Genomic DNA, 23,969 nt, shown 5'->3' with positions numbered 1-23,969 from the left:
GCACGCCGTCGCCCATGATGGAGATATCCCCATGTCCCTTTACCGTCCGCTCACCCTCGCCGCCGCCCTCGCCTTGCTGGCCGGCTGCGCGACGATACCCAAGCCACTGGAAGGCACCTATACCAACATTTCCACGGCTGGCGCCCAGCAAGGCGGCGCCGGGGGCACACGTGTGCGTTGGGGTGGCGAGATCATCAAGACCGAACCCGGTCCGCAACAGACCTGCTTCTACCTGCTGTCGCGTCCGCTGGACAGCCAGGCACGCCCGGAGGCCGGCAGTGCTGGCGAAAACCAGGGTCGCTTCGTGGCCTGTCGAGAGGGGTTCTACGATCCGGAAGTGTTTGTCCGTGGGCGCGAACTGACCGTCACCGGCACGTTGCACGGCACGGTGTCACAGAAGGTAGGCGAGTACGACTATGCCTATCCGCGCGTGGAGGCCGACGTGGTCTACCTGTGGCCGAAGCGCCCGATCATGGTGAACTATAACTATCCGCCCGGCTTCTACGATCCGTTCTGGGGCCCGGGCTTCGGTCCCGGTTACTACGGCGGCTGGGGCCGTCCGTACTGGAATCGCCCGCGGGTCATCGTGGTGCGCCCGGCACCACCGCCGCGGAAGTAACCTTCACAAAAAAACGCCGGCTCGAAGCCGGCGTTTTCATATCCGGATACGCCACTGCGTCAACCCGGTGGCCAGTGCAGGCGACGCCCGGCCAGCAGGTGCACGTGGAGGTGAAACACGGTCTGCCCGCCATCCTCGTTGCAATTGACCACCGTGCGATAGCCCTGCTCGGCAAAGCCTTCCTGTTTCGCATAGGCCGCCGCAGCCAGCAGCAGCTTGCCGAGCAACTCGGCATCGGCTGCGGTGGCGTCGTTGAGCGTGGGCATCGGCTGTCTTGGAATGAACAGCACGTGCACCGGCGCCTGGGGATTCAGGTCGCGGAACGCCAGCACGTCGTTGTCTTCGTAGACGATGTCAGCGGGGATTTCGCGGCGAATGATCTTGCTGAAAATCGTGTCGCTCATGAGCGTTTTCCTTGTGGGGATCAATCGAGGAGCTGGCGCCCGCCAAAGGCATGGGCCAGCGTGCTGCGATCGACATATTCCAGTTCGCCGCCCAATGGCACGCCGTGCGCCAGCCGCGTTGGCCGCACGCCGCCTGCACGCGCCAGCTGGGCCAGGTAGTGTGCAGTCGCCTCGCCTTCCACGGTGGGGTTGGTGGCGATGATCAATTCCTCGATCTCGCCGTCGCCGAGGCGCTGGGCCAGTTGCGCCAGGCCCAATTCTTCCGGCCCCAGCCCGTCCAGCGGAGACAACCGTCCCATCAACACAAAGTACTGGCCGCGAAAACCGGTGGCCTGTTCGATCGCGGCCAGGTCGACCGGCGTTTCCACCACGCACAGCACCTGGCGATCGCGGCTGCTGTTCGCGCACAGCGAGCACAACGGTTCCTCACTGAAGTTGCGGCACCGCTCGCAATGCCCGATGCGCCGCATCGCCTGTTCCAGTACGGCGGCCAGCTTCAGCCCCCGCTCGCGCTCGCGTTCCAGCAGATGAAAGGCCATCCGCTGCGCACTCTTGCCGCCCACGCCAGGCAGACAGCGCAGGGCTTCGATCAATTCGGCGAGAAGTGGGGAGCCGCTCATGGGCTTTCCGAGATTCGGGACTGGGGATTCGGGATTGGAAAAATCAAGAGCATGTATCGCCTCATTCTGCCGTCACGAATCACGAATCCCGGTTCAAAACGGCATCTTGAAGCCGGCCGGCAGGTTCATGCCGGCAGTGACGCCGCCGAGGCGGTCCTTGCTGACCTCGGCCACCTTGTTCACGGCGTCGTTGATGGCGGCAGCAACCAGGTCTTCGGCCATCTCGGGATCGTCGGCGAAAGTCTGTCGGTCGATCTGCACACGACGCACTTCATGCGCACCGGTCATCACCACACTGACCAAGCCACCACCGGCACTGCCGGTGACTTCGAGTTTGGCGATTTCTTCCTGCGCGCGCTTCATGTCGTCCTGCATGCGCTGCGCTTGCTGCATCAGTTGACCGATTTGTCCTCTCATCACATGGCTCCGGATTCGTTGTCGAAAGGTTTGATGGATTGCGGCACGACACGTGCGCCGAACTCGCGTTTCATCGACTGCACCAGCGGGTCGCCTTCGATCGCTTCTTCGGCGGCGGCCTGCGCCGCGTCGCGTGCCTGGGCGGCGCGTGCCGCCGGCGTTTGCACGGCGGCACCCTCGCTGTTGTTGACGAAACGCAGACGGATGCGTTCACCCAGCGCCTGACCGATGCGCTCTTCCATCTGGCTCACCATCGGTTCCACCGCCAGGCTCATGTGCGCCGGCTGCAGCGCCAGCACCAGGGTCTGCCCGTCCCGCTCGCGCAATACCGCGTTCTGCGCCAACAGGCCGAACGGCCCACGCAAACCTGCACGTTCGATCAGCGCGTCCCAATCGGGCAAACCGTTGGCATCCTGCGCCACCGGACTGGCGGCCACGCCAGGCGTCGGAGCCGGTACCGCGGCAGCTCGCGGCGGTGGCGAGGGTTCGCGCTGACGCTCCGGAACAGCAGCAGACCGTGTCGGGGATGAAACCGTGGAGCGCGCTGGAACGGCCGCCGGGCTGTCCGCCGGGCGCGGAGCGCGCTCCGCCGGTGCGCTGTCGCCCGGACGGAACGCCAGCATGCGCAGCAGCGCCATCTCGAATCCGGTGCGCGCGTCCGGCGCCAGCGCCAGGTCGCGGCGTCCCGATGTGGCAATCTGGTAATACAACTGCACGTCTTCCGGCGTCATCCGCTCGGACAACGCCACCAGCGCACCGTCATCATCGCTGTCTTCGTCCGGCCGATAGCCGGGAATTAGCTGGATCAGTTGCAGCCGGTGCAGCACGCTGGCGAGGTCGTCCAGCACACCGCCGAAGTCCGGTGAGTAGGAGGCGATCTGCGTGCATTCGGCCAGCAATCGTTCACCGTCGCCTGCCGCCAGCGCATCGAGCACGCCCAGCACCTGCCCGCGTGCCACGCTGCCGAGCATGGTGCGCACGTCGTCGGCATGCAGGGCGCCGCCACCGTAGGCGATCGCCTGATCCAGCAGCGACAAGCCATCGCGCAGCGAACCATCGGCCGCGCGTGCCAGCTCGCCGATCGCGCCGTCTTCGTAAGCAATGTTCTCGGCACCTAGGATGTGCCGCATCTGGCCGGAAATCTGCTCCGGCAGCAATCGCTTCAGGTTGAACTTCAGGCAGCGCGACAGCACCGTCACCGGCAGTTTCTGCGGATCGGTGGTGGCAAGCAGGAACTTCACGTGCGGCGGGGGTTCTTCCAGCGTCTTCAGCAACGCGTTGAACGCGTTCTTCGACAGCATGTGCACTTCGTCGACCAGGTACACCTTGAAGCGGCCGCGCGATGGCGCGTACTGCGCGTTCTCGATGACCTCGCGCACGTCGTCCACGCCGGTATTGCTGGCCGCATCGATTTCCAGCAGGTCGACGAAACGCCCCTCGTCCACCGCCGTGCACACCGAACACTCGCCACAGGGGTCGGCCGACTGCCCGCGCTCGCAGTTGAGCGACTTGGCGAAGATGCGCGCGATCGTGGTCTTGCCGACGCCGCGGGTGCCGGTGAACAGATACGCATGATGCATGCGGCCGGTGTCGAGCGCGTTGGTCAGCGCACGCACCACGTGCTCCTGCCCGACCAGCTCGGCGAATTTGCGCGGACGCCACTTGCGGGCTAGTACCTGATAAGACATGCCTGACTACCTTGGGGCGAACATCGATTGTGCCAAGTCGGGCGGGGTTTCGGTAGCCGCGGCTTCAGCTGCGGCCCGCAGGTCGGCGATCGCGGCTGAAGCCGCTCCCACAATGGCGTACCCAAAGTCGCGTACCCGAAAAGGCGGCGGCCCCGCCAGCCACACCCCGGCACCCGAATCATTCGCTACCGTTGCTTCCTTCCGGACCTGGCGGAGTTTGCGAACTATCGTCGCGGGGGGACCGACGGGGCCACCATAGACGTGGGCTGTTGAGCCCTGAAACTATTTCAAGCTACAAGTTGGCGGAGAGAGCGGGATTCGAACCCGCGATAGGTTTTACCCTATACACACTTTCCAGGCGTGCTCCTTCAACCACTCGGACACCTCTCCACTTGTATTTGCAGCAATGCGGCAACGTGATCGAGCGGGATTGTTCGACCCTCCTGGGTCTCACCCCTCACTCACGTTCGGGGCCAGCCTGGCGGCTGTCCAAATTCGTTCCAGACGAATTTGTCGAACCCGCGATAGGTTTTACCCTATACACAACTCCAGACCACCCTGGATCAACCACTCGGACACCTCTCCACATGGGTGAAACCGCCCTCTGCCGAACATCGCTGCACGACAAAGAAGCGGAAGGATAGCGGCAGGCCCGGATACAGGCAAGCAGACTGGACCAGTCAACCCGCGTCGGCGCGTGGTGCGGAGGGTGTCGCCAGTGCGACGCGCTCGTCCGCCGTTGCGATGCGGTAGCCCCGTGTGGCCAGCGCGGCACCGTCGGCGGCACTGCCATAGTGGTAAAGAATCATCTGCCGGCGCAGTGTTTCGGGATATTCCCGTTCGATGTCGTCGATGCCGGTGTGAGAGGGGTTGCCGACCAGGCTGCAGTCGTGGGCGATCAGCGCAGCGCTCTCGGCATGGCGCGCCAGCACTTCCGGGATCGGCCGGGTATCACCGGTGTAGACGAAACTGCCGTCCAGCGCCAACCCGTACGACGTACCCGGCACATGATGGCGGCTGGCGAACACGTCGAACCACAAACCATCCAGCCAGAAACCGCGCGTGCACGGAACCAGGCGGAACGCCTCCCAGAAATTCACGCCGCCCTCGGCAAGGGCGCCGGGGTAATCGGCCACGCGTGCCTGCAACCACGGCAACAGCCCGGCATGAATGAACACCCGGGTAGCGCCACGCAACTGTTCGTCAAACCACAATCTGATGAACAAGCGTTCCAGTCCGGCGACATGATCCATGTGGGTGTGCGTGATGAATATGGCTGGCGGCAACGCGCCGTAAGCCGCCAGATAGCGATCAAGCGTATCCGGGCCACAGTCGACCAGCAGCAAAGGCTTGCCGTCGCGCTCCAGCACGACCGCCGACGAGCCTAGTTCCAACGCGTGCGCGGCGCCGACGCCGAGGAAATGCAGATGCCAGTTCATGCGTTCAATGTACGCCCGTAGCGATAAAGCAGTGGTTGCCACACGTCTCGATCGAACGCCGCTTCGCCGGTAGCAGCGCCCAGCTTCATCAGCGATCGGCGCAACCGCTGCAGGTTGGCCTGCTGCCAGTCAACAGCGGGGGTGCGCAAGCGACCACGATCGAAGTCGATCAGGTACAGCTCGCCCGGCGCCACCAGCACGTTGTGCGCGTTCAAGTCGGCATGCCAGATGCCGGCTCGATGGAAGCGCGCCACCAGCGCACCGACCTCCTCGCCCAGTTCAGCGTCCAGCCGCCCTGTCGCCAGACATTCCGCCAACGTCTGCGCATCGGCGATCCGGCGGGTGATCAGGTCGGCCGTGTAGTACAGGCCGTGCCGGCAGTAACGAGCCGCCATCACGACAGGTCCGGGGAGCTCCAGCCGGGCGATCTCGGCCAGCACGCGAAACTCCATGAAGGGGCGAGTGCGATCCGCCCCCGTCCACAGATAACGGTCGCCCATCAACGTGGCGACCAGGCCGCCGCGGCGATAATGCCGCAGCACGCATTCGCCGACGGGAGTACCGATGACCAATACACCGCCCCGACCACCGGCCTGCGCGCGCAACGCATCGTGTTCGCGCCAGTATTCCGCGGCGAACCATTCATGCCCGACTTGTGGCGATACCTCGGCGTCGAACAGAATCGCGCCTTCGGTATCCTCGTGGGTTCGTTCGTGCATCATCATGCCCAGTGACTATCCACGATTCTAACCCAGCCCCCATGACCACGAACCCGATGACTGCCGCTGCCTCGATTTGCCTATTGCGCACTTCCGCCATCGGCGATGTCACCCATGTGGTGCCGCTGGTGCGCACGCTGCAGCGGGCTTGGCCGCAGACATCGCTGACCTGGATCATCGGCAAGCTGGAACGCAAGCTCGTCGGCGACCTGCCCGGCGTGGAGTTCGTCACGTTCGACAAGGCCGCTGGCTGGGCGGGCATGCGCGCGGTGCAAGGCACGCTGAAAGGCCGGCGTTTCGATGCGCTGTTGCAGATGCAGGTCGCGATGCGCTCCAACCTGCTGAGTCTAGGCATCAAGGCCGATCAGCGCATCGGCTACGACCATGCGCGATCGAAAGACCTGCACAGCCTGGTCATCAACGAACGTATTCCCGCGCGCACCGGCGAGCACGTGCTCGACGCGATCGGCAGTTTCTGCGAACCGCTGGGACTGAAACAGACGCAAGTGCGTTGGGACATCCCGATTCCCGAAGAAGCCCATCTCTGGGCAGCCAAACAACTGCCTGGCGATGTACCCACTTTGCTGGTCAGCCCCACATCAAGTCACGGGCTGCGCAACTGGCGCCCGGAGCGCTATGCCGCGGTGATGGATCACGCCGTCGCCCGGGGCTGGCGCACCGCGCTGGTCGGCGGGCCATCCACCTTCGAACGCGAGATGGCCGACGCCGTGCTGGCGGCATGCAAGTCGCCGCCGCTCGACCTCACCGGCAAGGACACCTTGAAGAAACTGATGGCCCTGCTTGGTCGCGCGCCCTTGCTACTGACACCCGACTCCGGCCCGATGCACATGGCCAACGCGGTCAGCACCAAGGTTCTTGGGCTGCACGCGGCGAGCAACCCGGATCGCTCCGGTCCGTACTCCGACCGCCGCTGGTGCGTGAACAAATACGACGAAGCCGCGCGCAAGTACCTGGACAAACCGGCCAGCGAATTGCCCTGGGGCAGCAAGATCGAAAAGCCCGGGGTAATGGACCTGATCAGCGTCGATGACGTGATCGAGCGCTACGAAGCCGCCGCGCAAGCCATGCACCTGCTGTAGGAACCCGCTGGCGGGCGATCTCTTTCTTCGGACATTTAGAGCAAAAGCATCGCCCGCCAGCGGGCTCCTACGCGCACTGACTAGACTGCGCGGTAATCCTGGTACGACTTCTCCTCGACCAGTTGCGAGCCGAGCTTGAGGTTGATCTCGCGCTTGAACGCGGCGCGCTCGTCGTTGCGAAAATACACGGCGCGGGCCAGTTCGATGAACTCGGCGTCGAACGCCTGCGCCCTCTCCTTGAGGCGGATCTTGTCCTCGATGTCCCACAGCAATTCGTTCACCGCCAGCAGGCGCGAACGCTCATCGCTGATATCGGTATGCGACTCGCTGCTGTTGGCCCAGGTTGCGTTGAGCAGATCCAGTTCGTTGCGCACATTGGCCAGCTTGGCCGCATCGGCGATGCGTCGCGACTTGATCTCGAGAATGGTGATCTTGTCGATCAGTTCGCCGTAGGACACCGGGGTCTGGATCAGGCTCATGGACTTGTTTCCGTCGTAAGTGGTGGTTATGCCGCCGGGCCGAATGCGCCCTGTTGCACCAGCGCACAGACTGTACGCACATCGCCATCCATCGCGCGGTCGCGATGGATGAAACCGACGTGCTGGCGCAAGATCGCGTGGGCATCACGCACGGCCGCGCCAGCATGAAAATCGCCGGCGCTGGCCAGCGCCGCAGCGAGTTGCTGTACCTCGGTGGCGAATTGCGCGTAGTGCGGCTGGTCTTCGCGTGGTGCGTTGCTGACCTTCGCCGCCAGCGCCTGCCAGCCGCCACGGGTAGCCAGCCGGCGTGCCGCGTTCAGCATGGCCTGACGATAGTCCAGTGCCTGCGCGGCGGTGTACAACTCCAGCGCCAGCACATGGCTGAGGTCTTCCATCATTTCCAACACATGGCGCGCCTCGTTGGCACCCATCGACACATGGTCTTCGGCATTCGCGCTGGTCGGCACCGAATACACGCTGGCCGGATGCGCGCGAGTGGCCAGGTCGTTGACCAATGCAGCAGCGGTGTACTGCACGATCATGAAACCGGAGTCGGTACCGTCCTCGTTACCGGTGAGGAAGGCCGGCAGGCCGTCGTTCGTGGCCGAATCGACCAGCTTGTTGAGGCGCCGTTCGGAAATCGAGGCCAGCACCGGGATCGCGGCCTTCACGTAACTCATCGCCAATGCCAGCGGCATGCCGTGGAAGTGGCCGGCAGAGATCACCTGTTCCTCGATGAACTGCGCGTCGTCGTTGTCCGGGAAGATCAGCGGGTTGTCGGTGACCGAATTCAACTCGATGTCGAACACGCGGCACGCCTGCGTCCACGCGTCGCGCACCGCACCATGCACCTGCGGCATGCAGCGCAGGCTGTAGGCATCCTGTGGCTGGTGTTTCTTGCCACCCTTGAACGGCAGGAAACGACTGTAGAACGCCTCGCGGCCGTGGCGCTGGTTGGCCGGCACCCAGTCCCAGCCGATGTCGAAGCTGAGCGCCTGGTCGTCCGGCTCGCTCCACGCCTCGGCACTCCACGACTTGAAACGCGGCACCAGGTGATAGGGAATGTCCACCAGGGTGGAACCGCTCAACAGTTCGCGCACATGCGCGGCGGTTTCCACTTGTCCCGGATGCGGACGCAACGCGTGCACTTCGGGGCGCAACGCGCCGCTGCGACCGGCGAACGCATCGAGCGTCATCGACGCGGCCAGGTCGGCGGTATCCAGCAGGCGCTCCAGCGCATCGAGCGCCAGCGCACCGGTAGCCAGCATTTGTGCGGTGCCGTTGTTGAGTGCCAGGCCCTCCTTGAAGGAAAGCCGGATCGGCGTGAGGCCCGCGCGCTTCAGCGCCTCGGCGCCATCCATCCGCTCGCCCTGGTAGAACGCCTCGCCGCCACCAAGCAGCACGATCGCCAGATGCGACAACGGCGCCAAATCGCCACTGGCGCCCACCGACCCCTTTTCCGGTACCACCGGCACCACGCCAGCGTTGAGCATCGCAGTCAACGCTTCGAGCGTGCTCACACGAATGCCCGAATGACCGCGCATCAGCGTATTGATGCGGATCAGCAACATCGCCCGCACCACGTCTTCGCCGAACGGCTTACCCACGCAAACGGCGTGGGTGATGATCAAATTGCGCTGCAATTCCTCCAGCAAGGTGCCCTCGGGTGCGTGCGGATTGCCCCTTGGCAGCTCGTCGCGCACGCGATGCGCACCGAGCAGCTTGTCGGCATTGCTGCCGAAACCGGTGGTGACGCCGTAGGTGGGTTCACCACAGCTGACCTTGTCGGCCAGGAAATCGGCGGCACGCTGCACGCGCTCGAGTTGCGGCTGATCCAGCGCCACCGACGCGCCCTGCCTTGCCACCGCCACCAGCTGCGCGCGCGTCAGGCTGCTGCCGTCGAGAAGAATGGTTTTGCTCACCAAAGAATGCTCCGCATTGTTGCCGTCATTCCCGCGAACGCGGGAATCCGTGTTGACTGTGTTGCAGGTTGAAGCTGCATGACCTGTTTCGCCGTTGATGCAACGCCTTCAGCCCATGGCTGCGGCCTGCTCCAGCTCCACACGCAATGTCTTGATCAACTCACCGCGAGCAACCTCGAACTGATCCTCCCGGCGCAGATCCTTCACCGTGACCACGCCTTTGGCGATCTCGTCCTCGCCCAGGACGATCACGAAACGGATGCCGGCACGATCGGCATACTTGAATTGCTTGCCAAGCTTGCTCCCTTCCAACACGACCTCGGTGGCAATACCGGCGCCACGCAACTCACTGGCCAGGACCAGATACACGGGCAACTGCGCCGCGTCCATCTGCGTCACCAGGACGTCGACCGTACTGTTGGCCGTGTTGATCAGGCCTGCATCGCGCAGTTGCCAGTACAGCCGGGTCAATCCGATCGAAATACCGACACCGGGCAGCTTTGATCGGGTGTACTGACTGGCCAGGTTTTCATAACGACCACCGGAGCAGATCGAACCGATCTGCGGATGATCGTTCAGGGTGGTCTCGTAAACCGTGCCGGTGTAGTAATCGAGGCCGCGTGCGATCGACAAATTCAACGCGTAGTGCGTCTCCGGCACACCAAACGCGTGGATCAGGCCAAGCACTTCCTTCAGCTCGGCGCGGCCCTGCTCCAATGCCTCCGGCCCGGGGCCCAGCGCGTCGAGCTTGTCCAGCGCATCCTGCAACGAGGTGGAGCGCACCTGCACGAAGGCGAGGATCTGCGCCGCCACCGTGGCACTGAGCCCGAACGCCTCGCCAGTCAACGCATCGCGCACGTAATCGGCACCGCGTTTGTCCAGCTTGTCCACCTCGCGCAGCACCAGCATCTGCTGTTCGCCGTCGATAATGCCCAGGCTTTCGAAATAGCCACGCATCAATTTTCGGTTGTTGAGCTGGATGGTGAACGGGCCAATCGCCAGTTCGTGGAACACGCTATAGATCACCGCGGGAATCTCGGCGTCATAACGCACCGACAGCGCGTCCTTGCCGATCACGTCGATGTCGCACTGGTAGAACTCGCGAAAGCGGCCACGCTGGGCGCGCTCGCCGCGGTATACCTTCTGCATCTGGTAGCGGCGGAACGGGAAACTCAGGTCGCGCTCGTGCTCGGCCACGTAGCGCGCCAGCGGCACGGTGAGGTCGAAACGCAGCGCCAGCTCGGGCGTGCCCTCGTCGGCCTTGCCAAGTGCGCCGGTCGACTGCACGAAATAGACCTGGCGCTCGGTCTCGCCGCCGGTCTTGGTCAGCAACACATCGGAATATTCGATCACCGGCGTTTCGACCGGCAGGAAGCCGAAACGCTCGTAATTGCGGCGGATCACATCGAGCATGCGCTGGAACGCGATCTGGTCGAGCGGCAACAGCTCAAGCACGCCGGGCATGGTGCGGGCCGGGGTAAGCGCCATGAAATCCTCTACTGACGATGGGAGACATTCCGTCCGGCCACGGGCCGCACGACGGTAGCCGTCAAGATTACCAGAACGGCATGAGCCCCCGCGGCCGCACCGGCGGCCGAATACATCGAAACTGTTGCCAAGCCCCCTACCGACGATTAAGATACGCGGCTTCCCACGGGGTGTAGCTCAGCCTGGTAGAGCGCTACGTTCGGGACGTAGAAGTCGCAGGTTCGAATCCTGTCACCCCGACCAAAATAAACAACGACTTAGGCCATCCTTATCGGGTGGCCTTTTTCGTTGGTCCTGCGGCCAGCCTGCGAAGGGATTTCGAAACGCCGCACGCGCTCGACGTATCCGGTGGCGGATGGCGCTCCATACCGCACCGCCCGGACTGCTTCATCCGGTTCTTGGAAACCATGCCAACAACGTTGCCTTCGTCCACAACAAGAGCGCCGCTGGATACCTGTTCGTTTATCGCATTCTGCCTGGGGCAACCGTTTTCCGGTGGATGCCGTTCGCCTGTTCTCCCTTGTCGTCCAGGCATCCGACCATGACCGATTCATATAGAGCACCGAGGTAGGCGGCGCGCCGCTTGGCGTGTAGTTCCGAGGTGAACCTCTCCTCGGTTTGCCGTCGCCCTCCGGTAAAGCCACGCACCACAAATACGGTATCGTTCATGTCACGTTCTCCATCCAGCCCCACTGTCGAGGCTGCGATCACCGGTCGAAAATTTCCGTGAAAGAGACGGAAATAGACTGTATTGGCGACACGTTTGGCAGTGTTTTTTCTCACGCCGATCGACAGAGCCGACCGACAATTCCACGCGATAAATTCCGTCGTGCCCGAACGTGCCGCTTACCATGGGATCAACATCGAACTGCGGGTAAGCACATCGGCCAGAGGCAAGGCGATCAGTAATGCCAGCCAGGCAAAACCCATCGCAGCCACCAGCCGCAGCAAGGAGCTGTCTGTCTTCAGGCGCATGAAGAAAATCAGCACCAGCAGCGTCTTCACCGAAGCGATACCGAGGTTGGCCACTTCGTTGAATGCACCCATCGATGTTTGTGACTGAATGGCACTGGCTGTTCCACCGCGGCGCCCATGTCATGTGGCTCCGCTGTCATCGCACGCCAGACCAGAACGGCGCATACGCCCAACACCACCACGCCGAGCAGGAACAGCTTTGCAAACAGGCTGAAACAAAGGGAGAAAACCTGGGCCATGGCAGAGATCGAAACCGACGAACTGCCAAGGCGAATGCAGCCATATCAGCTGTCCGCCCGCGGTTGCGCCGATCAGGACATGGCGGAGGGCGCGTCGAACGGCAACGGCGTGGCGCCAACGGCAAACATGGCTTCATCCGCGACCGTCAACATATCCCCTTCGCCATCGACGACGACCAGCACGTGACCTGCGGCGATTTCGTCTTCGAACTTGCGTCGCACCGGACTGGGCTCCGATGTGCCCGTCAGCATCCCGACCCAACCGCCTACCCCGGCGCCCACCAGGGTCATCGCGGCCACACCCGCCAGAGTGAGCCCCAGCGGCGGCACGGCAATCGCGACCAGGCCCACCAACAGACCGCTACCCCCTCCCGCCAGCAGGCCTTTCAAACCGCCACGGCCGAAGTCGTCGCTGGTGTCCTGCTGGTCATCGGGAATCGCCACGTTCTCGACATCGTGACGGGCGACCAGCGAGATGTCGTCGTTCGGCACGCCGGCCTGGCGCAACGCATTGACGGCGTCTTCGGCAGCGTCGATATCGGGGGTGCTGAATACATGACGCGTCTTCATGTTTGCTCCTGCTGCGACCTCGATGAGCATCTTGGATCCGCTGCAATTCCGCGACCGGTGCGTGTGCGCGGACTGACGAATCGCGACGAACTACACGATGCCAAACAAAAATTGGCCCGCCTCAGGACTTGTTTGCCGCCCGTGTTTTCGCGGCCTTCTTGGCGGCCGCCGATCGAGCTGCGGCGCCCTTGGTATGCGCAGCCTTCTTGGCAGCAGCGGAGCGCGAACCTGCGGAACGTTTGGATGCACTCTTCTTGGCGTGCGACGACAACGCCGATTTCGATGCGGAAGAATGGCCTTCCTTCTTCAATGCCTTGGTGGTCGCCTTGGAGCGCGTGGCTGACGGCTTATGATGCTCATGCGAGGCCGCCGTGTCCTGGGCTGCTTTCTTCTTGGTCGACTTGCTCGCCGTCTTGCCGGGCTTTGCCTTCACGCCCGCGCGCCGAGCCTTGGATAAACCGATGGCGATCGCTTGCTTGGTCGATCGCGCCCCATGCTTGCCTTCGCGAACGTGTTCGATTTCCTCGTGTACATATTCGCCGGCCTGGGTGCTTGGAGATTTTCCTTCCTTCTTGTCCTTGGCAGCGGCGCGGCGGGTCTTTTCCTCGGGCATGACAAATCTCCGGCAGTTAAAGAACGCGCTGGGACTATTCCGGTTTTGATGTGGACACGCCGTCAAATGCATCGTGATGCACGCTTCACCGACCACGCACGCCCGGTTCGCTAGCGTGCGTCCGCCTAAGACCCTGCGTCCGCGATGGAGTCTCGAAACATGCCGACCAAGCGTGCTCCCCGTACCAACAAAGCCACCGTCGAACGACAGCGTGCCATTCAGGCGACTGTCGAACGCGACGAAGAGCAGTCAAAGAAGAAGCCCGCGACGGCAAAGAAGGCAACGGCGAAAAAAACCGGCAAACCCGAAAACCCCCTGCCTGCCCAGCACCAGAAGAAGCCCGGGCTGGAAAGCGATCTCGATCCTCGCCCGCAGTTCCTGGCGCCGGCCTATACCGGCAGCGGCAAACTGGCTGGGATGTCGGCGCTGATCACGGGCGGCGATTCGGGTATCGGTCGGGCAGTGGCCGTGCTGTTCGCCCGTGAAGGCGCGGATGTCGCCATTGTTTATCTCTGCGAGGACACCGACGCACAGGAAACCAGCGATTACGTCGAAGGCGAAGGTCAGCGCTGCCTGCTGATCCGTGGGGACGTCAGGGATCCATCCTTCTGCCGCGACGCCGTCGAAAAGACCGTGCAGGCCTTCGGCAAGCTTTCCGTACTGGTCAACAATGCGGCATTCCAGGAGCATGCCGAATCGATCGAAGACATCACCGACGAGCATTTCGACGAGACCTTGCGCACCAACCTGTACGGCTATTTCCATATGGCCCGAGCTGCCTCGCCGCATCTGGGGAGTGGTAGCTCGATCATCAATACAGGCTCGGAAACCGGGCTTTTCGGCAACGATCGCTTGTTGGACTACTCGATGACCAAGGGCGGCATCCATGCATTTACCAAGGCGCTGGCGACCAACATGGCGCCACGTGGCATCCGGGTGAACGCGGTGGCGCCAGGCCCCGTCTGGACGCCGCTGAATCCGGCTGATCAGTCGGCGGACAAGATAAGGGAGTTTGGCAAGTCCAGTGTGATGGGGCGACCCGCACAGCCAGAGGAACTGGCTCCCGCCTATGTTTTTCTGGCGGCCCCCTCGTGCGCAAGTTACATCTCCGGCGCCATACTTCCAGTGATGGGTGGCCCTACCCCTTAGCCAGAGGCAATCGATCGGTGCTCAGCGGAATCGATCGACGCCATCCAACATGCCTGCATCGGGTTCGACCACCTTGACCGCAACCCTCGACGTACCCTGAGGCAGGCTTTGCCCATTTTTTGGCGCATTCGTTGCGCGGCGCTCCGACGGAAGGCTTGCGTTGGACGCAAACATGGGTGGCACCGAACGGAAGCACCCTTGGCGATCGTTTCTTCGGGTCGCGTGCATAGTATTCTCGAAAGTGGTATGGACGTTGAGTTGAATACAGTTCGACGCCTTCAACTGGCTGGCTGGTCGCAGCCGGCCAGTTCAGTCGACGACGAAACGCTGCCCGTATTTCTCGTTATGCGCCAACAGGTAGGCGTTGAAAAAATCCTGGTCGGTATCCACGCTGCCTTCGATGTTTTCCGCCAGCTCCGGGTCCATGCGCGAACGCAACGCGCTGAAGTCAAACTGCTGGTCGCCGTAGATGATTCTGCTCGACGTCATTTCTTCGTCCTGGGGAGGTTTGGCGGGTACGAATGGCGACACCGGATCACTGGCCGGGAATGTCTCTTCCAGCGCCTCGTCCTGATTTGCGCTCTCCTTTCTTTTGCGTTGTTCGTGCTCAGCTGGCGTCTCTTCGCATTTGGAGGCTTTGTCGTTGGGTCCGCTGGAATCTTTGCGATCCATGGTTGACATGGGAGTGAACTCCTCGGATATCGGGTATGCAGTGTGCTGAGGGACGGGTTAAGAGCGCATGTCGAATCTGTCGATACGGGCGTAGCTGCCAGGCTTTTCTCTCGCGCTCAACCACGCGCCCTCCATCACTTGGGCAGGATCCCGGCGAGTATTTCGCGCAATGTCTGCCTGACAATGCCAGCCTCGTTCGGATCTCCCTTGCCCGGCGCGGTCATATATCCACGCCGGCCTCCGAAACTCGCAGGCCTATTTGCCGAAAGATCTCACCTCACGTTGGATGATGAATGCCCTCCAACTCGCCAGGATCCCTCAACGAGAAAGCCTCGCACCAAGACATTCTGTTGGGACGCCACCGTCAGCGGTAGCAAACGTACCGTTCACTATCGATGTGCGATTTGATGTTTCCCGTCGAAAAGCGAGGGAAGGCCCGTGCAGCTGTCGCAATTCATCAAGGCCCTGCGCCAGGCAGCCCACGGCGTGGGGGATGATGCCTTGCTGACCCGCGCGGCGGCGATCGCCTTTTATTCCGCACTTTCGTTTGCACCGTTGGTCGTGCTTTTGTTGTGGCTACTGGCTGCGATGCGACCCGAATGGCAGCAGCAGATGACCGACGGCCTTTCCGCCATCCTCGGTGACAAGGCATCCGGCGCGATCAGCCTTGTGGTGCAGAACGCAAGATCGAAGCCGACGCTGGGCAACGTTGCGGGCTTCGTGGGTTTGCTGATCACGCTGTTCAGCGCTTCGGCGGTGTTCGCACAGTTGCAGCACGCTCTCAATGCCATCTGGGATGTCCAGGCGAAACCCGGCAAGGCGGTGACCGCGTGGTTATGGGCGCGAGCGCGGGCTATCGGCCTGCTGGTGGGCTTCACGTTCTTGCTGATCGTGTCACTTGTGGTGAGCACCCTGATCAAGATTTTTGTGCCGGTGGACTCGTTGGCCTGGAACATCGCCGAGCGGGTCATTTCGCTGCTGGTGTTCATTACCGCTTTCGGCGCGATGTATAGCGTGCTGCCGGACGCACGCATCGCCTGGACGGATGCCTGGCGCGGCGCGCTACTGACCACCGTCCTGTTCATCGCCGGCAAGTACGCGATAGGCCTTTATATCCAGAACGCCAGCGTCGGCGGCGCGTACGGACCAGCGGGCGCCCTGGTGGTCTTGCTCATCTGGGTCTACTACGCGTCCACGATCGTATTGGTGGGCGCGGAACTCACGCACGGGCTGTCGATCGCCCGCGGCGAAGCGGTCAAGCCAGAACGTCAGGCTGAGCGCACCACACCCGGGAAGCCGAACTAGCATGGCCAAGTTGCGTATCGGTATTTCGGGATGGCGCTATCCACCGTGGCGTGGCAAGTTCTATCCAAAAGATTTGCCCCAGCGTTTGGAGCTGAACTACGCTTCGCGTCAGCTCGATACCATCGAAATCAACGGTTCTTTCTATTCATTGCAACGCCCGGAGAGTTGGCGCAACTGGTATCGCGATACCCCGCGCGGCTTTCTTTTCGCCGTGAAGGCACCGCGTTTCATCACCCACATGCGACGACTGCGAGACGTGGAAAAACCACTGGCGAATTTCCTCGCTTCCGGCGTTATGGAATTGCGCGAAAAACTGGGACCCATCCTGTGGCAGTTTCCGCCCAACATGAAATACGACCACGATCTGTTCGACACCTTTCTGTCACGGCTCCCCAGGGATTCGAAGACCGCACTAGCCATGGCCAGGCAGCATGACAGCCACATCAAACATGTCGGAAGCCTGTCGCCAGCCCGCAATCACCGCCTTCGCCACGCCGTCGAGATCCGGCACGAGAGTTTTGAAGATCCGGCTTTCATCGCGTTGTTACGCAAACACCATGTCGGCCTGGTGGTCTCCGATGCCGCATCGAAATGGCCGAAGCTGCAGGACGTGACTGCAGGGTTCGTCTATATGCGCCTGCATGGCAACAAGCTTATTTACGCAAGCGGCTACACCGACGTGGCGCTGGATGACTGGGCGCGGCGAATTCGCGCATGGATGAAGGGCAGGCAACCTCGTAGTGGCGCAAATCGAGCCAGTCACCAGCCGCCACCCAAACGCGAATCACGCGATGTCTATTGCTACTTCGACAACGATGCCAAGGTGAAGGCGCCATTCGACGCGATCAAGTTGCGCGACAGGCTCCGCGCTGTCAGAACCACCGGCTGATCGACAACACCCACCGAGTCAACCGCAAAGACGCTGCACCTCTTCCAACAACTCGTTCAGGCTGAACGGCTTTTCCAGCACGGAATATTGCTGATACCGCTCCGGCAACGCATCGCGGCCATAACCGGTGAGCATGCAAACCGGAATTCCGCGTTCCTGGAGTACCGACAGCAGCGGCTCGGTGGTCGACCCACCCAACCGGTAGTCGAGCAGTGCCACGTCCGGTCGTGCGGTTTCAAGCAACGCCAGTGCATCCTCAACCGTCGAGACCGGCCCGGCGACCTGGTAGCCTTTTTCGCTCAATATCATTTCCAGCGTCGTGGCGATCATCAGCTCGTCTTCGACGACCAGCACCACCTGCGACGATTCGCCTTCATTCTTCATCGATGGTCTCCCCAACGGTTTCATTCAGCGCACCCACCGGTATCTTCAACATGACACCGAGGCCGCTGCCGGCGAAGTGCATGTCGCTCTTGCCGTGTAATTCAAAAGCCAGCTGACGATCGATCAGCATGCTTCCGAAACCTCGTCTTGTCGGCACGCTCGTGGAGGGTCCGCCTGTTTCGGCCCAGTGGATCGTCAGTGCCTGGGAATCCAGCGACCAGCGCACATGAACCTGGCCATGCGCATCTGACAAAGCGCCATGTTTGATCGCATTGGTGGTCAGCTCATGGAGTGTCATTCCCAAGGCGACGGTGGCTTTGGCGTTGAGCAGCACCGTTGGCCCATCCAACTGGAAACGATTCGGCTCGACCACGGCCATCAACTCCTGCTGGATAAGCTCGCGCAAGGGGGTATGACGCCAATTGACGCGCGTCAGCAATTTGTACGTGCGCGACATTGCCCTGAGCCGGGTCAGGAAATTATTCAGCGCCGATGAATCGACCTCCTTTCCCAGTGTTTGCATGGCTACCGCGCTGATCACCGCGAGCATGTTGCGAACACGGTGGTTGAGTTCACCGATCATCAGCCCGTGACGCACGTCTGCCTCCATCAATGCAGTCACGTCGATCAGCGTGACGAGCAGCCCGCCATTGCCTGACTTCTCTCCCTGGTACGGCATGATCCGCATCAGGTAGTGCGCGTTGCCATCCTTGCGGGCCGTCGCGCGCTCCTCGCTGCGACCGTTGCGCAGCACGCGCAACAAATCATGGCGGAAATCGGCGATATCCAGTGCATTGGCGATATCGGTGATCGCCCGTCCGCGATCACTGGGGATCAGGTTGAACATCGCCGTGGCTGCAGGCGTGAAGCTGCGGATCGCGAGCTGGCGGTCGAGGAAAATGGTTGCGATCTGCGTGCTTTCGAGCAGGCCGCGCAATTCGGCGTTGGCCTGGTCCAGCGCTTCGATATTCTGCGAGAGATCCTGGTTGACCGTGTGCAATTCCTCATTAAGGGACTGCAACTCTTCCTTCGAGGTTTCCAGCTCCTCGTTGGAAGATTGCATTTCCTCATTGACCGAGCTGAGCTCCTCATTGGCCAGGCGCAACTCCTCCACTACCGTCTCCGATTCCTCGTAGGCGGAGTACAGTTCCTCGCGGGTATCACGCAGCTCGCGCGTGACCTGGGCTACGTTTCCATCGGTGCCCGTGTCCGCTTCGGCGACCTCGTGATCGACCGGGCCGAGATCGCGGAACAGCACCAGATACAGATGCTCGCCATCTTCGTGCTCGAACGGCTCGACGAATACATCGGCCCAGCGCATGTAGCCATCGATCTCCAGGCACGTACGCGGCAGGGCCGATGGCTGCTCGGTGCCCAGCGTTTCCTTCAATGCGCGGCGCAGGCCCGGCCGCAGTTCCTGCCGTACGCTGAGCAGCAGCTGCCGGCTCGGCGCACCGGCGGCGTGCTCCAGGAAGCCCTTGGTATAAGGCGAGTAGTACACCACCTCGCCCCGATGATTGATCAGCACATGGGCCGGCGCATGCTCGCGCAGGATACGTGCCTCGATCGAGCGACGCAGGTTGCTCAATCCACGCGGCGAACTGAAGCTTTCGCGGTGTGGTGGCCGATGCCGGCCAGGCGGCGTCAGCGGCAGGGCCATGCGCGGCGATGCCATCGACACACGCTGGAAAATCCTGCGTTTGCGGTTCACGGCAGTAAACAGTTCGGCATGCCGGGTGACGCTCTCGGCGATTCCCACGAACAGATAGCCGCGCGGACACAAGGCGAAATGGAAGATCGGCATCAGCTGGTCCTGTGTTTTCAGGCTCAGATAGATCAGCAGGTTGCGGCAGGACACCAGGTCGATTCGTGAAAACGGAGGATCCTTCAGCACGCTGTGCGGGGAAAACGTGCACAGTTCGCGCACCCTCTTGTCAATGACGAAAGTGCCATCCTCGCTTCTGAAAAAACGCTGCCGTCGTTCCGGGGAGACCGCCTCCATCAGGGCGGCCGGATAGCGACCCGCACGCGCGATGTTCAACGCGTCCTCGTCAATATCGGTGGCAAACACCTTGATGTCGGGACATTCGGGCAGCGTCTGCGCATGTTCCAGCAGCAGGATGGCCAGCGAGTAAGCTTCCTCGCCGGTTGCGCAGCCGGAAACCCATACGCGGATACCGCTGGCCGGATCGCACTCATCGAACAGAAGCGGGATCACTTCTTTTTGCAGCGCGTCAAAGGCCTCGACGTCGCGGAAAAAGCTGGTGACGCTGATCAGCAGGTCGCGGAACAGCAGCGTCGCTTCCTCTGGCGAAGCCTCGATGTGCGCGATGTAGTCGTCGACATTCTCCAACTGCAGCACCTGCAGGCGGCGTGTGACCCGACGCCAGAAGGTGCTCGGCTTGTAGCCGTTGAAATCGTGTCCGGTGTACCGGCACAACAATTGGCAAAGATGATTCAACTGCTCTTGCCCTGGCGGCTGTGGCGCTCCCTGACCGACCGCATCGGCGTAATGGCCGATGCGGTCCATCATCGAACGGGCCGGCAGCTGCAGATCGATCGCGCGCACGGCGATCGCACTGGCCGGCATGCCGCTGAATCGCACGGTGTCACCATCGCCGGTCTGGGCGATGGTCAGGCCACCGTGCTCGCGGATCGCGCGGCAACCCAGCGCGCCGTCAGATCCGGTACCGGACAACACCACGCCTACCGCACGAACGCCCAGCTCGACGGCCAACGAGCCGAACAGCAGGTCGATGACGTTGCGCACGCGCTGGCCCGCGGGCACGGTGTCGACCCGTAGTCGCGCCTGGCTCAGGGAAACCACTTGACCAGGCTGCAATACATAAACACGACCGGCAGCGATGGCGGCACCGTCGACGGCACGCTCCACCGTGAGCCCGGTATGCCGGGCAATGATCTCCGGCAGCATGCTGGGCTTGTCGGCCATCATGTGGGTCACCACCACGAACGCCACATTCTCCATCTCGCGTGAGCCGCCGAAAAATTCCTCGAGCGCCTCGACGCCACCAGCCGAGGCGCCTACGCCAACGACGGTCAACAAGGTGTCGGTTGTATCGCCTGACTCTGCGGATATCGTCATTCGCCCTTGCCGTTCAATGCCTGTCGGGGAGCTTACCGGTTTGAAGGCGCGCGATCATCTCGACCGAAACGCGAGCTTGCATCAGTTGACGTGCATGGCGCGTTAGCAGGCAACGGGAGCGATGGCTGTCGACAGCCGCCAACAACTCCGGATGCTGAAATCAACGGTAATGGGTGTGATCAGCGCCGGCGGGCCTGGAATCCGAAACCCGGATAGACCGTCAGTCTCCCTCTGCAGCGGGATTTCCGCCATGGTCGCGATCGCCATCGCGCTGATAGTTGCCGCCACCGTGAGATCGCTCCAGATCCGACGCCGGACGCCGCGCTTTGGCCCGCTTGCCACTGCCGACCGCGCGTATTGTCATGGTGCACGATCCTGTAGACCGCCAACTCAACCTTCACAGGGTTTGGCTATGTTCCATGGCACGGGGTTTCACCCGTAGCATCTCGGAGCATGCGGACATGATCAAACTGGACAAACCGTTACGAAGAGAACTGAAAATCGCCGACAGGCTGTACACACTGGTCATCGACCCCAGCGGATTGAAAATCGCGCCAAAAGGGCACCGAAAAGGTGTGGACATGACATGGAAGGATCTGATCAATGGCGATGCAGCCATCGCGGCGGCGCTAAACGCTTCCTTGCAAAATGGCTGACCGATCGGCGCATGCGCATGTCTGTACGAGAACTCTTCCGGCTGTGCGCTTCAGACCGGAACACACCCATGTACGGGCTCTTCATCCAATGAATCACAGCGATTGAAATCTCTCATTCCCGGCTTCAGGATGGACGTGACAACCTTTCTCAAGGAAAACGGTGACGCCGTGGAAGCACTGCTTGCCGAACTGGCGCAGGGCACCCGCACGCGGTCAAGAGGTGCCCCCACGATCGAGGAAGAAACTTCGCCCCTGCGTTCGAGGCGCAGGGTGATGACAAGCATGTATCCACGCTCACGGTGACCACAGCATGTCGTACGACCATTGGTGTAACCCGCATGCATTCCGCAATCCATGATCACCGGTTTCGCCCGATGGTTTACTCGAACCGATGATGCGTGGCATTCGCCCATGTCGGTCCAGGGCGCGGATATTCGCGATAATCGCCGTCATGCCCATACTCCCCGCCATGGCGAACGGTACACCCACGACCACGATGCCGAAGCCGACGGTTTTGCCGGCCGTTGTGGTGACGGCGACCCGCAGCGCGCAGCAGCCGTTCGATTTGCCACTGTCGATCGACGCGGTGGATCTGCAGCGCGTCCAGGCGGATCGCGTGTCGATCAACCCCTCGGAATCCCTGCGCGAAGTGCCTGGTGTGCTGGCTCGCGATCGCCAGAACGCGGCGCAGGACGAGCAAGTCTCCATCCGCGGTTTCGGTGCGCGCACCACCTTCGGCGTGCGTGGCGTGCGCCTGTACGTCGACGGCATTCCCGCCACCATGCCGGACGGGCAAGGCCAGCTGTCGAACTTCAGTCTCGGCGCGGCGGATCGCATCGAAGTCCTGCGCGGCCCGTTCTCGGCGTTATACGGCAACTCGTCCGGCGGCGTGATCCAGCTGTTTACCGCCGACGGCACCGATCCACCCGAGTGGCGAATGATGTTTGGCGCGGGGCGTTACGCCGGTCAGCGTGTCGAACTGGGCACGCGTGGCATCGCCGGCAACCTGGACTACAACCTCGATTTGTCGCGCCTGAGCGGCGACGGCTTTCGACGGCACAGCCGCTCCGAACGCGACAACGGCAACGCCAGGCTGCGCTTCACGCTCGGCGATGGGAGTCGAATCACCGTGGTGGCCAACAGCGTACTGTTGCCACACGCGCAGGACCCGAAAGGACTCACCCATCAGGAATACCTGGCCGATCCGCGTCAGGCTGCGCCATCGGCGCTGCTCTACGACACGCGCAAAAGCGTGCGGCAAAACCAGGCCGGCCTCATTGTCGAGCACGACGACGACCACGGCGGACAGTGGCGCGCACTGGCCTATTATGGCGAGCGCACGGTGCAGCAATTCCTGTCGATACCGCCGTCTGCGCAGACCAGTCCGCTCAGCGCTGGCGGCGTGGTGGATCTGGACGGCGACTACGGCGGCACCGATCTGCGTCGACGTTGGGATGGCCAGCTCGGCGGCCGTCCGTTCGAGTTGGTCGTGGGTAGCAGCTGGGATCAACAGAACCAGCAACGTCGCGGCTACGAGAATTTCGTCGGGGAAACGCTGGGCGTGATCGGTGCGTTGCGTCGCAACGAGCGCAACGTGGTATGGGACTTTGACCAATATGCGCAAGCAAGTTGGCGCTTGTCGCCACGCTGGTCACTCAGCGGCGGTGTACGCCGCAACAGCGTGCATTTCGGCGTGGACGACCGCTACATCACGGCCGGCAACCCCGACGACAGTGGCCACCGAGTCTATGCCGCGACTACGCCAGTCGCTGGCCTGTTGTTTCGCGCCGGTCGCGACTGGCACCTGTATGCATCGTGGGGACGCGGCTTCGAGACACCCACCTTCAACGAACTCGGTTACCGCAGTGACGGCGGCAGCGGACTCAACCTCGGCCTGCAAGCCGCGCGTACGGACAACCTCGAACTTGGCTCGAAATGGCGCTGGGCCGGCGACAACAGCGTCGAGCTGGCGTGGTTCCAGGCCGATACCCGCAATGAACTGGCGGTGGACAGCAACACCGATGGCCGCACTACCTACCGCAATCGCGGTCGTGCGCGACGCCGCGGCGTCGAGACCGAACTGCAACTGTCACTGGCTCCGCGCTGGCAGGCCCATGTCGCCTACACCTGGCTCGACGCGCGCTTTTCGCAACCACTGGATGGATCAGCCGGAACGCGCATCGCCGGCGTGCCGCGCTCGGCGCTGGATGCAAGCCTGCGTTGGGGCGCGAGCCATGGTTGGCATGCGCAGCTGCAACTTTCGGCCATCGGTGCCGTGGTCGCCGACGATGCGAACACCGCGCGCGCGCCAGGCTACGCACTGGTCGATGCAAGTGTGGGTTACGTCATCGACGATGCCGGCATGCAGATCGCGCCCTTCCTGCGGCTGGACAACCTGTTCGACCGTCGCTACATCGGCTCGGTCATCGTCAACGAATCCACCGGCCGCTACTTCGAGCCTGGCCCGGGGCGCGCGGTCTACGTCGGTTGCCGCCTGACCTTTCGCTGATCGTCAGCAT

The 23,969-nt window shown here is 62.4% G+C and carries 24 protein-coding genes, 2 tRNA genes and 1 other RNA gene; 8 read left to right on the top strand and 19 right to left on the bottom strand.

The features are described from left to right. Positions 1-31 precede the first annotated feature (31 nt). A complete protein-coding gene (locus ACPPVV_RS07300) occupies positions 32-619 on the top strand; it encodes a Slp family lipoprotein (RefSeq protein ID WP_426702794.1) in 588 nt (195 codons plus the stop codon). A 59-nt stretch (positions 620-678) separates the two neighbouring features. Here the strand turns inward: ACPPVV_RS07300 and ACPPVV_RS07295 are convergent, their stop codons facing one another. The 8 genes from ACPPVV_RS07295 to ACPPVV_RS07260 all read right to left on the bottom strand — a co-directional run bounded on the left by ACPPVV_RS07295 (position 679) and on the right by ACPPVV_RS07260 (position 5,912). Then, positions 679-1,023 carry a histidine triad nucleotide-binding protein gene (locus tag ACPPVV_RS07295; protein ID WP_426702793.1) on the bottom strand — a complete coding sequence of 115 codons (345 nt, stop codon included), beginning with the start codon at positions 1,021-1,023 and terminating at the stop codon, positions 679-681. 20 nt (positions 1,024-1,043) lie between these two features. Further along, complete coding sequence (gene recR / locus ACPPVV_RS07290; RefSeq protein WP_426702792.1) at positions 1,044-1,643, bottom strand: recombination mediator RecR; 600 nt, start codon at positions 1,641-1,643, stop codon at positions 1,044-1,046. Between the two features lie 93 nt (positions 1,644-1,736). Then, positions 1,737-2,060, bottom strand: coding sequence for a YbaB/EbfC family nucleoid-associated protein (locus ACPPVV_RS07285; RefSeq protein WP_426702791.1), 324 nt, complete (start codon positions 2,058-2,060; stop codon positions 1,737-1,739). Then, positions 2,060-3,748, bottom strand: a complete 1,689-nt coding sequence (gene dnaX, locus ACPPVV_RS07280) for a DNA polymerase III subunit gamma/tau (protein WP_426702790.1) — start codon at positions 3,746-3,748, stop codon at positions 2,060-2,062. Before dnaX ends, ACPPVV_RS07285 begins: the two co-directional genes overlap by 1 nt. 150 nt (positions 3,749-3,898) lie before the next feature. Further along, positions 3,899-3,995: signal recognition particle sRNA small type (gene ffs, locus ACPPVV_RS07275), an RNA gene on the bottom strand. 53 nt (positions 3,996-4,048) lie between these two features. Further along, positions 4,049-4,138, bottom strand: a tRNA-Ser gene (locus tag ACPPVV_RS07270). A gap of 290 nt (positions 4,139-4,428) precedes the next feature. After that, complete coding sequence (locus tag ACPPVV_RS07265) at positions 4,429-5,187, bottom strand: MBL fold metallo-hydrolase (RefSeq protein ID WP_426702789.1); 759 nt, start codon at positions 5,185-5,187, stop codon at positions 4,429-4,431. After that, positions 5,184-5,912, bottom strand: coding sequence for a 3-deoxy-D-manno-octulosonic acid kinase (locus tag ACPPVV_RS07260; protein ID WP_426702788.1), 729 nt, complete (start codon positions 5,910-5,912; stop codon positions 5,184-5,186). Before ACPPVV_RS07260 ends, ACPPVV_RS07265 begins: the two co-directional genes overlap by 4 nt. Positions 5,913-5,962: 50 nt before the next feature. Between ACPPVV_RS07260 and ACPPVV_RS07255 the strand changes: the two genes are divergently transcribed. Beyond that, positions 5,963-7,006 (top strand): glycosyltransferase family 9 protein, encoded by a 1,044-nt coding sequence (locus ACPPVV_RS07255; RefSeq protein WP_426703191.1) that lies wholly within the window; start codon positions 5,963-5,965, stop codon positions 7,004-7,006. 80 nt (positions 7,007-7,086) lie between these two features. On the opposite strand, the gene ACPPVV_RS07250 is transcribed toward ACPPVV_RS07255, so the two are convergent. The 3 genes from ACPPVV_RS07250 to hisS all read right to left on the bottom strand — a co-directional run bounded on the left by ACPPVV_RS07250 (position 7,087) and on the right by hisS (position 10,895). Next, the gene (locus ACPPVV_RS07250) at positions 7,087-7,485 is read right to left on the bottom strand and encodes a DUF6165 family protein (protein WP_426702787.1); all 399 of its coding nucleotides are present in this window, start codon (positions 7,483-7,485) and stop codon (positions 7,087-7,089) included. Positions 7,486-7,511: 26 nt separating this feature from the next. Further along, positions 7,512-9,407 (bottom strand): HAL/PAL/TAL family ammonia-lyase, encoded by a 1,896-nt coding sequence (locus ACPPVV_RS07245; protein WP_426702786.1) that lies wholly within the window; start codon positions 9,405-9,407, stop codon positions 7,512-7,514. Between the two features lie 108 nt (positions 9,408-9,515). Next, positions 9,516-10,895 (bottom strand): histidine--tRNA ligase, encoded by a 1,380-nt coding sequence (gene hisS, locus ACPPVV_RS07240; RefSeq protein ID WP_426702785.1) that lies wholly within the window; start codon positions 10,893-10,895, stop codon positions 9,516-9,518. Positions 10,896-11,061: 166 nt separating this feature from the next. Here hisS and ACPPVV_RS07235 point away from each other — a divergent pair. Next, positions 11,062-11,138: transfer RNA gene (locus ACPPVV_RS07235), tRNA-Pro, on the top strand. Positions 11,139-11,357: 219 nt separating this feature from the next. On the opposite strand, the gene ACPPVV_RS07230 is transcribed toward ACPPVV_RS07235, so the two are convergent. From ACPPVV_RS07230 to ACPPVV_RS07215, 4 genes are all read right to left on the bottom strand, one after another. After that, positions 11,358-11,564 carry a hypothetical protein gene (locus ACPPVV_RS07230; protein WP_426702784.1) on the bottom strand — a complete coding sequence of 69 codons (207 nt, stop codon included), beginning with the start codon at positions 11,562-11,564 and terminating at the stop codon, positions 11,358-11,360. Between the two features lie 177 nt (positions 11,565-11,741). Beyond that, positions 11,742-11,942 carry a cytochrome C oxidase subunit IV family protein gene (locus ACPPVV_RS07225; RefSeq protein WP_426702783.1) on the bottom strand — a complete coding sequence of 67 codons (201 nt, stop codon included), beginning with the start codon at positions 11,940-11,942 and terminating at the stop codon, positions 11,742-11,744. Between the two features lie 239 nt (positions 11,943-12,181). Further along, positions 12,182-12,679, bottom strand: coding sequence for a hypothetical protein (locus ACPPVV_RS07220; protein ID WP_426702782.1), 498 nt, complete (start codon positions 12,677-12,679; stop codon positions 12,182-12,184). Positions 12,680-12,800: 121 nt separating this feature from the next. Continuing rightward, positions 12,801-13,292 carry a DUF6496 domain-containing protein gene (locus ACPPVV_RS07215; protein WP_426702781.1) on the bottom strand — a complete coding sequence of 164 codons (492 nt, stop codon included), beginning with the start codon at positions 13,290-13,292 and terminating at the stop codon, positions 12,801-12,803. Positions 13,293-13,436: 144 nt separating this feature from the next. Between ACPPVV_RS07215 and ACPPVV_RS07210 the strand changes: the two genes are divergently transcribed. Continuing rightward, positions 13,437-14,441: an SDR family oxidoreductase gene (locus ACPPVV_RS07210; protein WP_426702780.1), complete on the top strand. Its 1,005-nt coding sequence runs from the start codon at positions 13,437-13,439 to the stop codon at positions 14,439-14,441. A 309-nt stretch (positions 14,442-14,750) separates the two neighbouring features. Here the strand turns inward: ACPPVV_RS07210 and ACPPVV_RS07205 are convergent, their stop codons facing one another. Continuing rightward, positions 14,751-15,122 (bottom strand): hypothetical protein, encoded by a 372-nt coding sequence (locus tag ACPPVV_RS07205; RefSeq protein WP_426702779.1) that lies wholly within the window; start codon positions 15,120-15,122, stop codon positions 14,751-14,753. Positions 15,123-15,614: 492 nt separating this feature from the next. On the opposite strand from ACPPVV_RS07205, the gene ACPPVV_RS07200 reads away from it, so the two are divergent. Both ACPPVV_RS07200 and ACPPVV_RS07195 read left to right on the top strand, forming a co-directional pair. Next, positions 15,615-16,418 carry a YihY/virulence factor BrkB family protein gene (locus ACPPVV_RS07200; RefSeq protein ID WP_426702778.1) on the top strand — a complete coding sequence of 268 codons (804 nt, stop codon included), beginning with the start codon at positions 15,615-15,617 and terminating at the stop codon, positions 16,416-16,418. Position 16,419: 1 nt separating this feature from the next. After that, on the top strand, positions 16,420-17,307 hold the full coding sequence (locus tag ACPPVV_RS07195; protein ID WP_426702777.1) for a DUF72 domain-containing protein: 888 nt from the start codon (positions 16,420-16,422) through the stop codon (positions 17,305-17,307). A gap of 18 nt (positions 17,308-17,325) precedes the next feature. On the opposite strand, the gene ACPPVV_RS07190 is transcribed toward ACPPVV_RS07195, so the two are convergent. From ACPPVV_RS07190 to ACPPVV_RS07180, 3 genes are all read right to left on the bottom strand, one after another. Beyond that, on the bottom strand, positions 17,326-17,691 hold the full coding sequence (locus ACPPVV_RS07190) for a response regulator (RefSeq protein WP_426702776.1): 366 nt from the start codon (positions 17,689-17,691) through the stop codon (positions 17,326-17,328). Then, on the bottom strand, positions 17,681-20,794 hold the full coding sequence (locus ACPPVV_RS07185) for a CheR family methyltransferase (RefSeq protein WP_426702775.1): 3,114 nt from the start codon (positions 20,792-20,794) through the stop codon (positions 17,681-17,683). Before ACPPVV_RS07185 ends, ACPPVV_RS07190 begins: the two co-directional genes overlap by 11 nt. Positions 20,795-21,014: 220 nt before the next feature. Further along, a complete protein-coding gene (locus ACPPVV_RS07180) occupies positions 21,015-21,158 on the bottom strand; it encodes a hypothetical protein (protein ID WP_426702774.1) in 144 nt (47 codons plus the stop codon). 97 nt (positions 21,159-21,255) lie between these two features. Between ACPPVV_RS07180 and ACPPVV_RS07175 the strand changes: the two genes are divergently transcribed. After that, the gene (locus ACPPVV_RS07175) at positions 21,256-21,450 is read left to right on the top strand and encodes a hypothetical protein (protein WP_426702773.1); all 195 of its coding nucleotides are present in this window, start codon (positions 21,256-21,258) and stop codon (positions 21,448-21,450) included. Positions 21,451-21,901: 451 nt separating this feature from the next. After that, the gene (locus tag ACPPVV_RS07170) at positions 21,902-23,959 is read left to right on the top strand and encodes a TonB-dependent receptor family protein (RefSeq protein WP_426702772.1); all 2,058 of its coding nucleotides are present in this window, start codon (positions 21,902-21,904) and stop codon (positions 23,957-23,959) included. Positions 23,960-23,969 lie beyond the last annotated feature (10 nt).

The organism is Rhodanobacter sp. Col0626 (assembly GCF_049994385.1).
Lineage (GTDB): Bacteria > Pseudomonadota > Gammaproteobacteria > Xanthomonadales > Rhodanobacteraceae > Rhodanobacter.
This window is presented reverse-complemented; position numbering and strand designations above follow the sequence as displayed.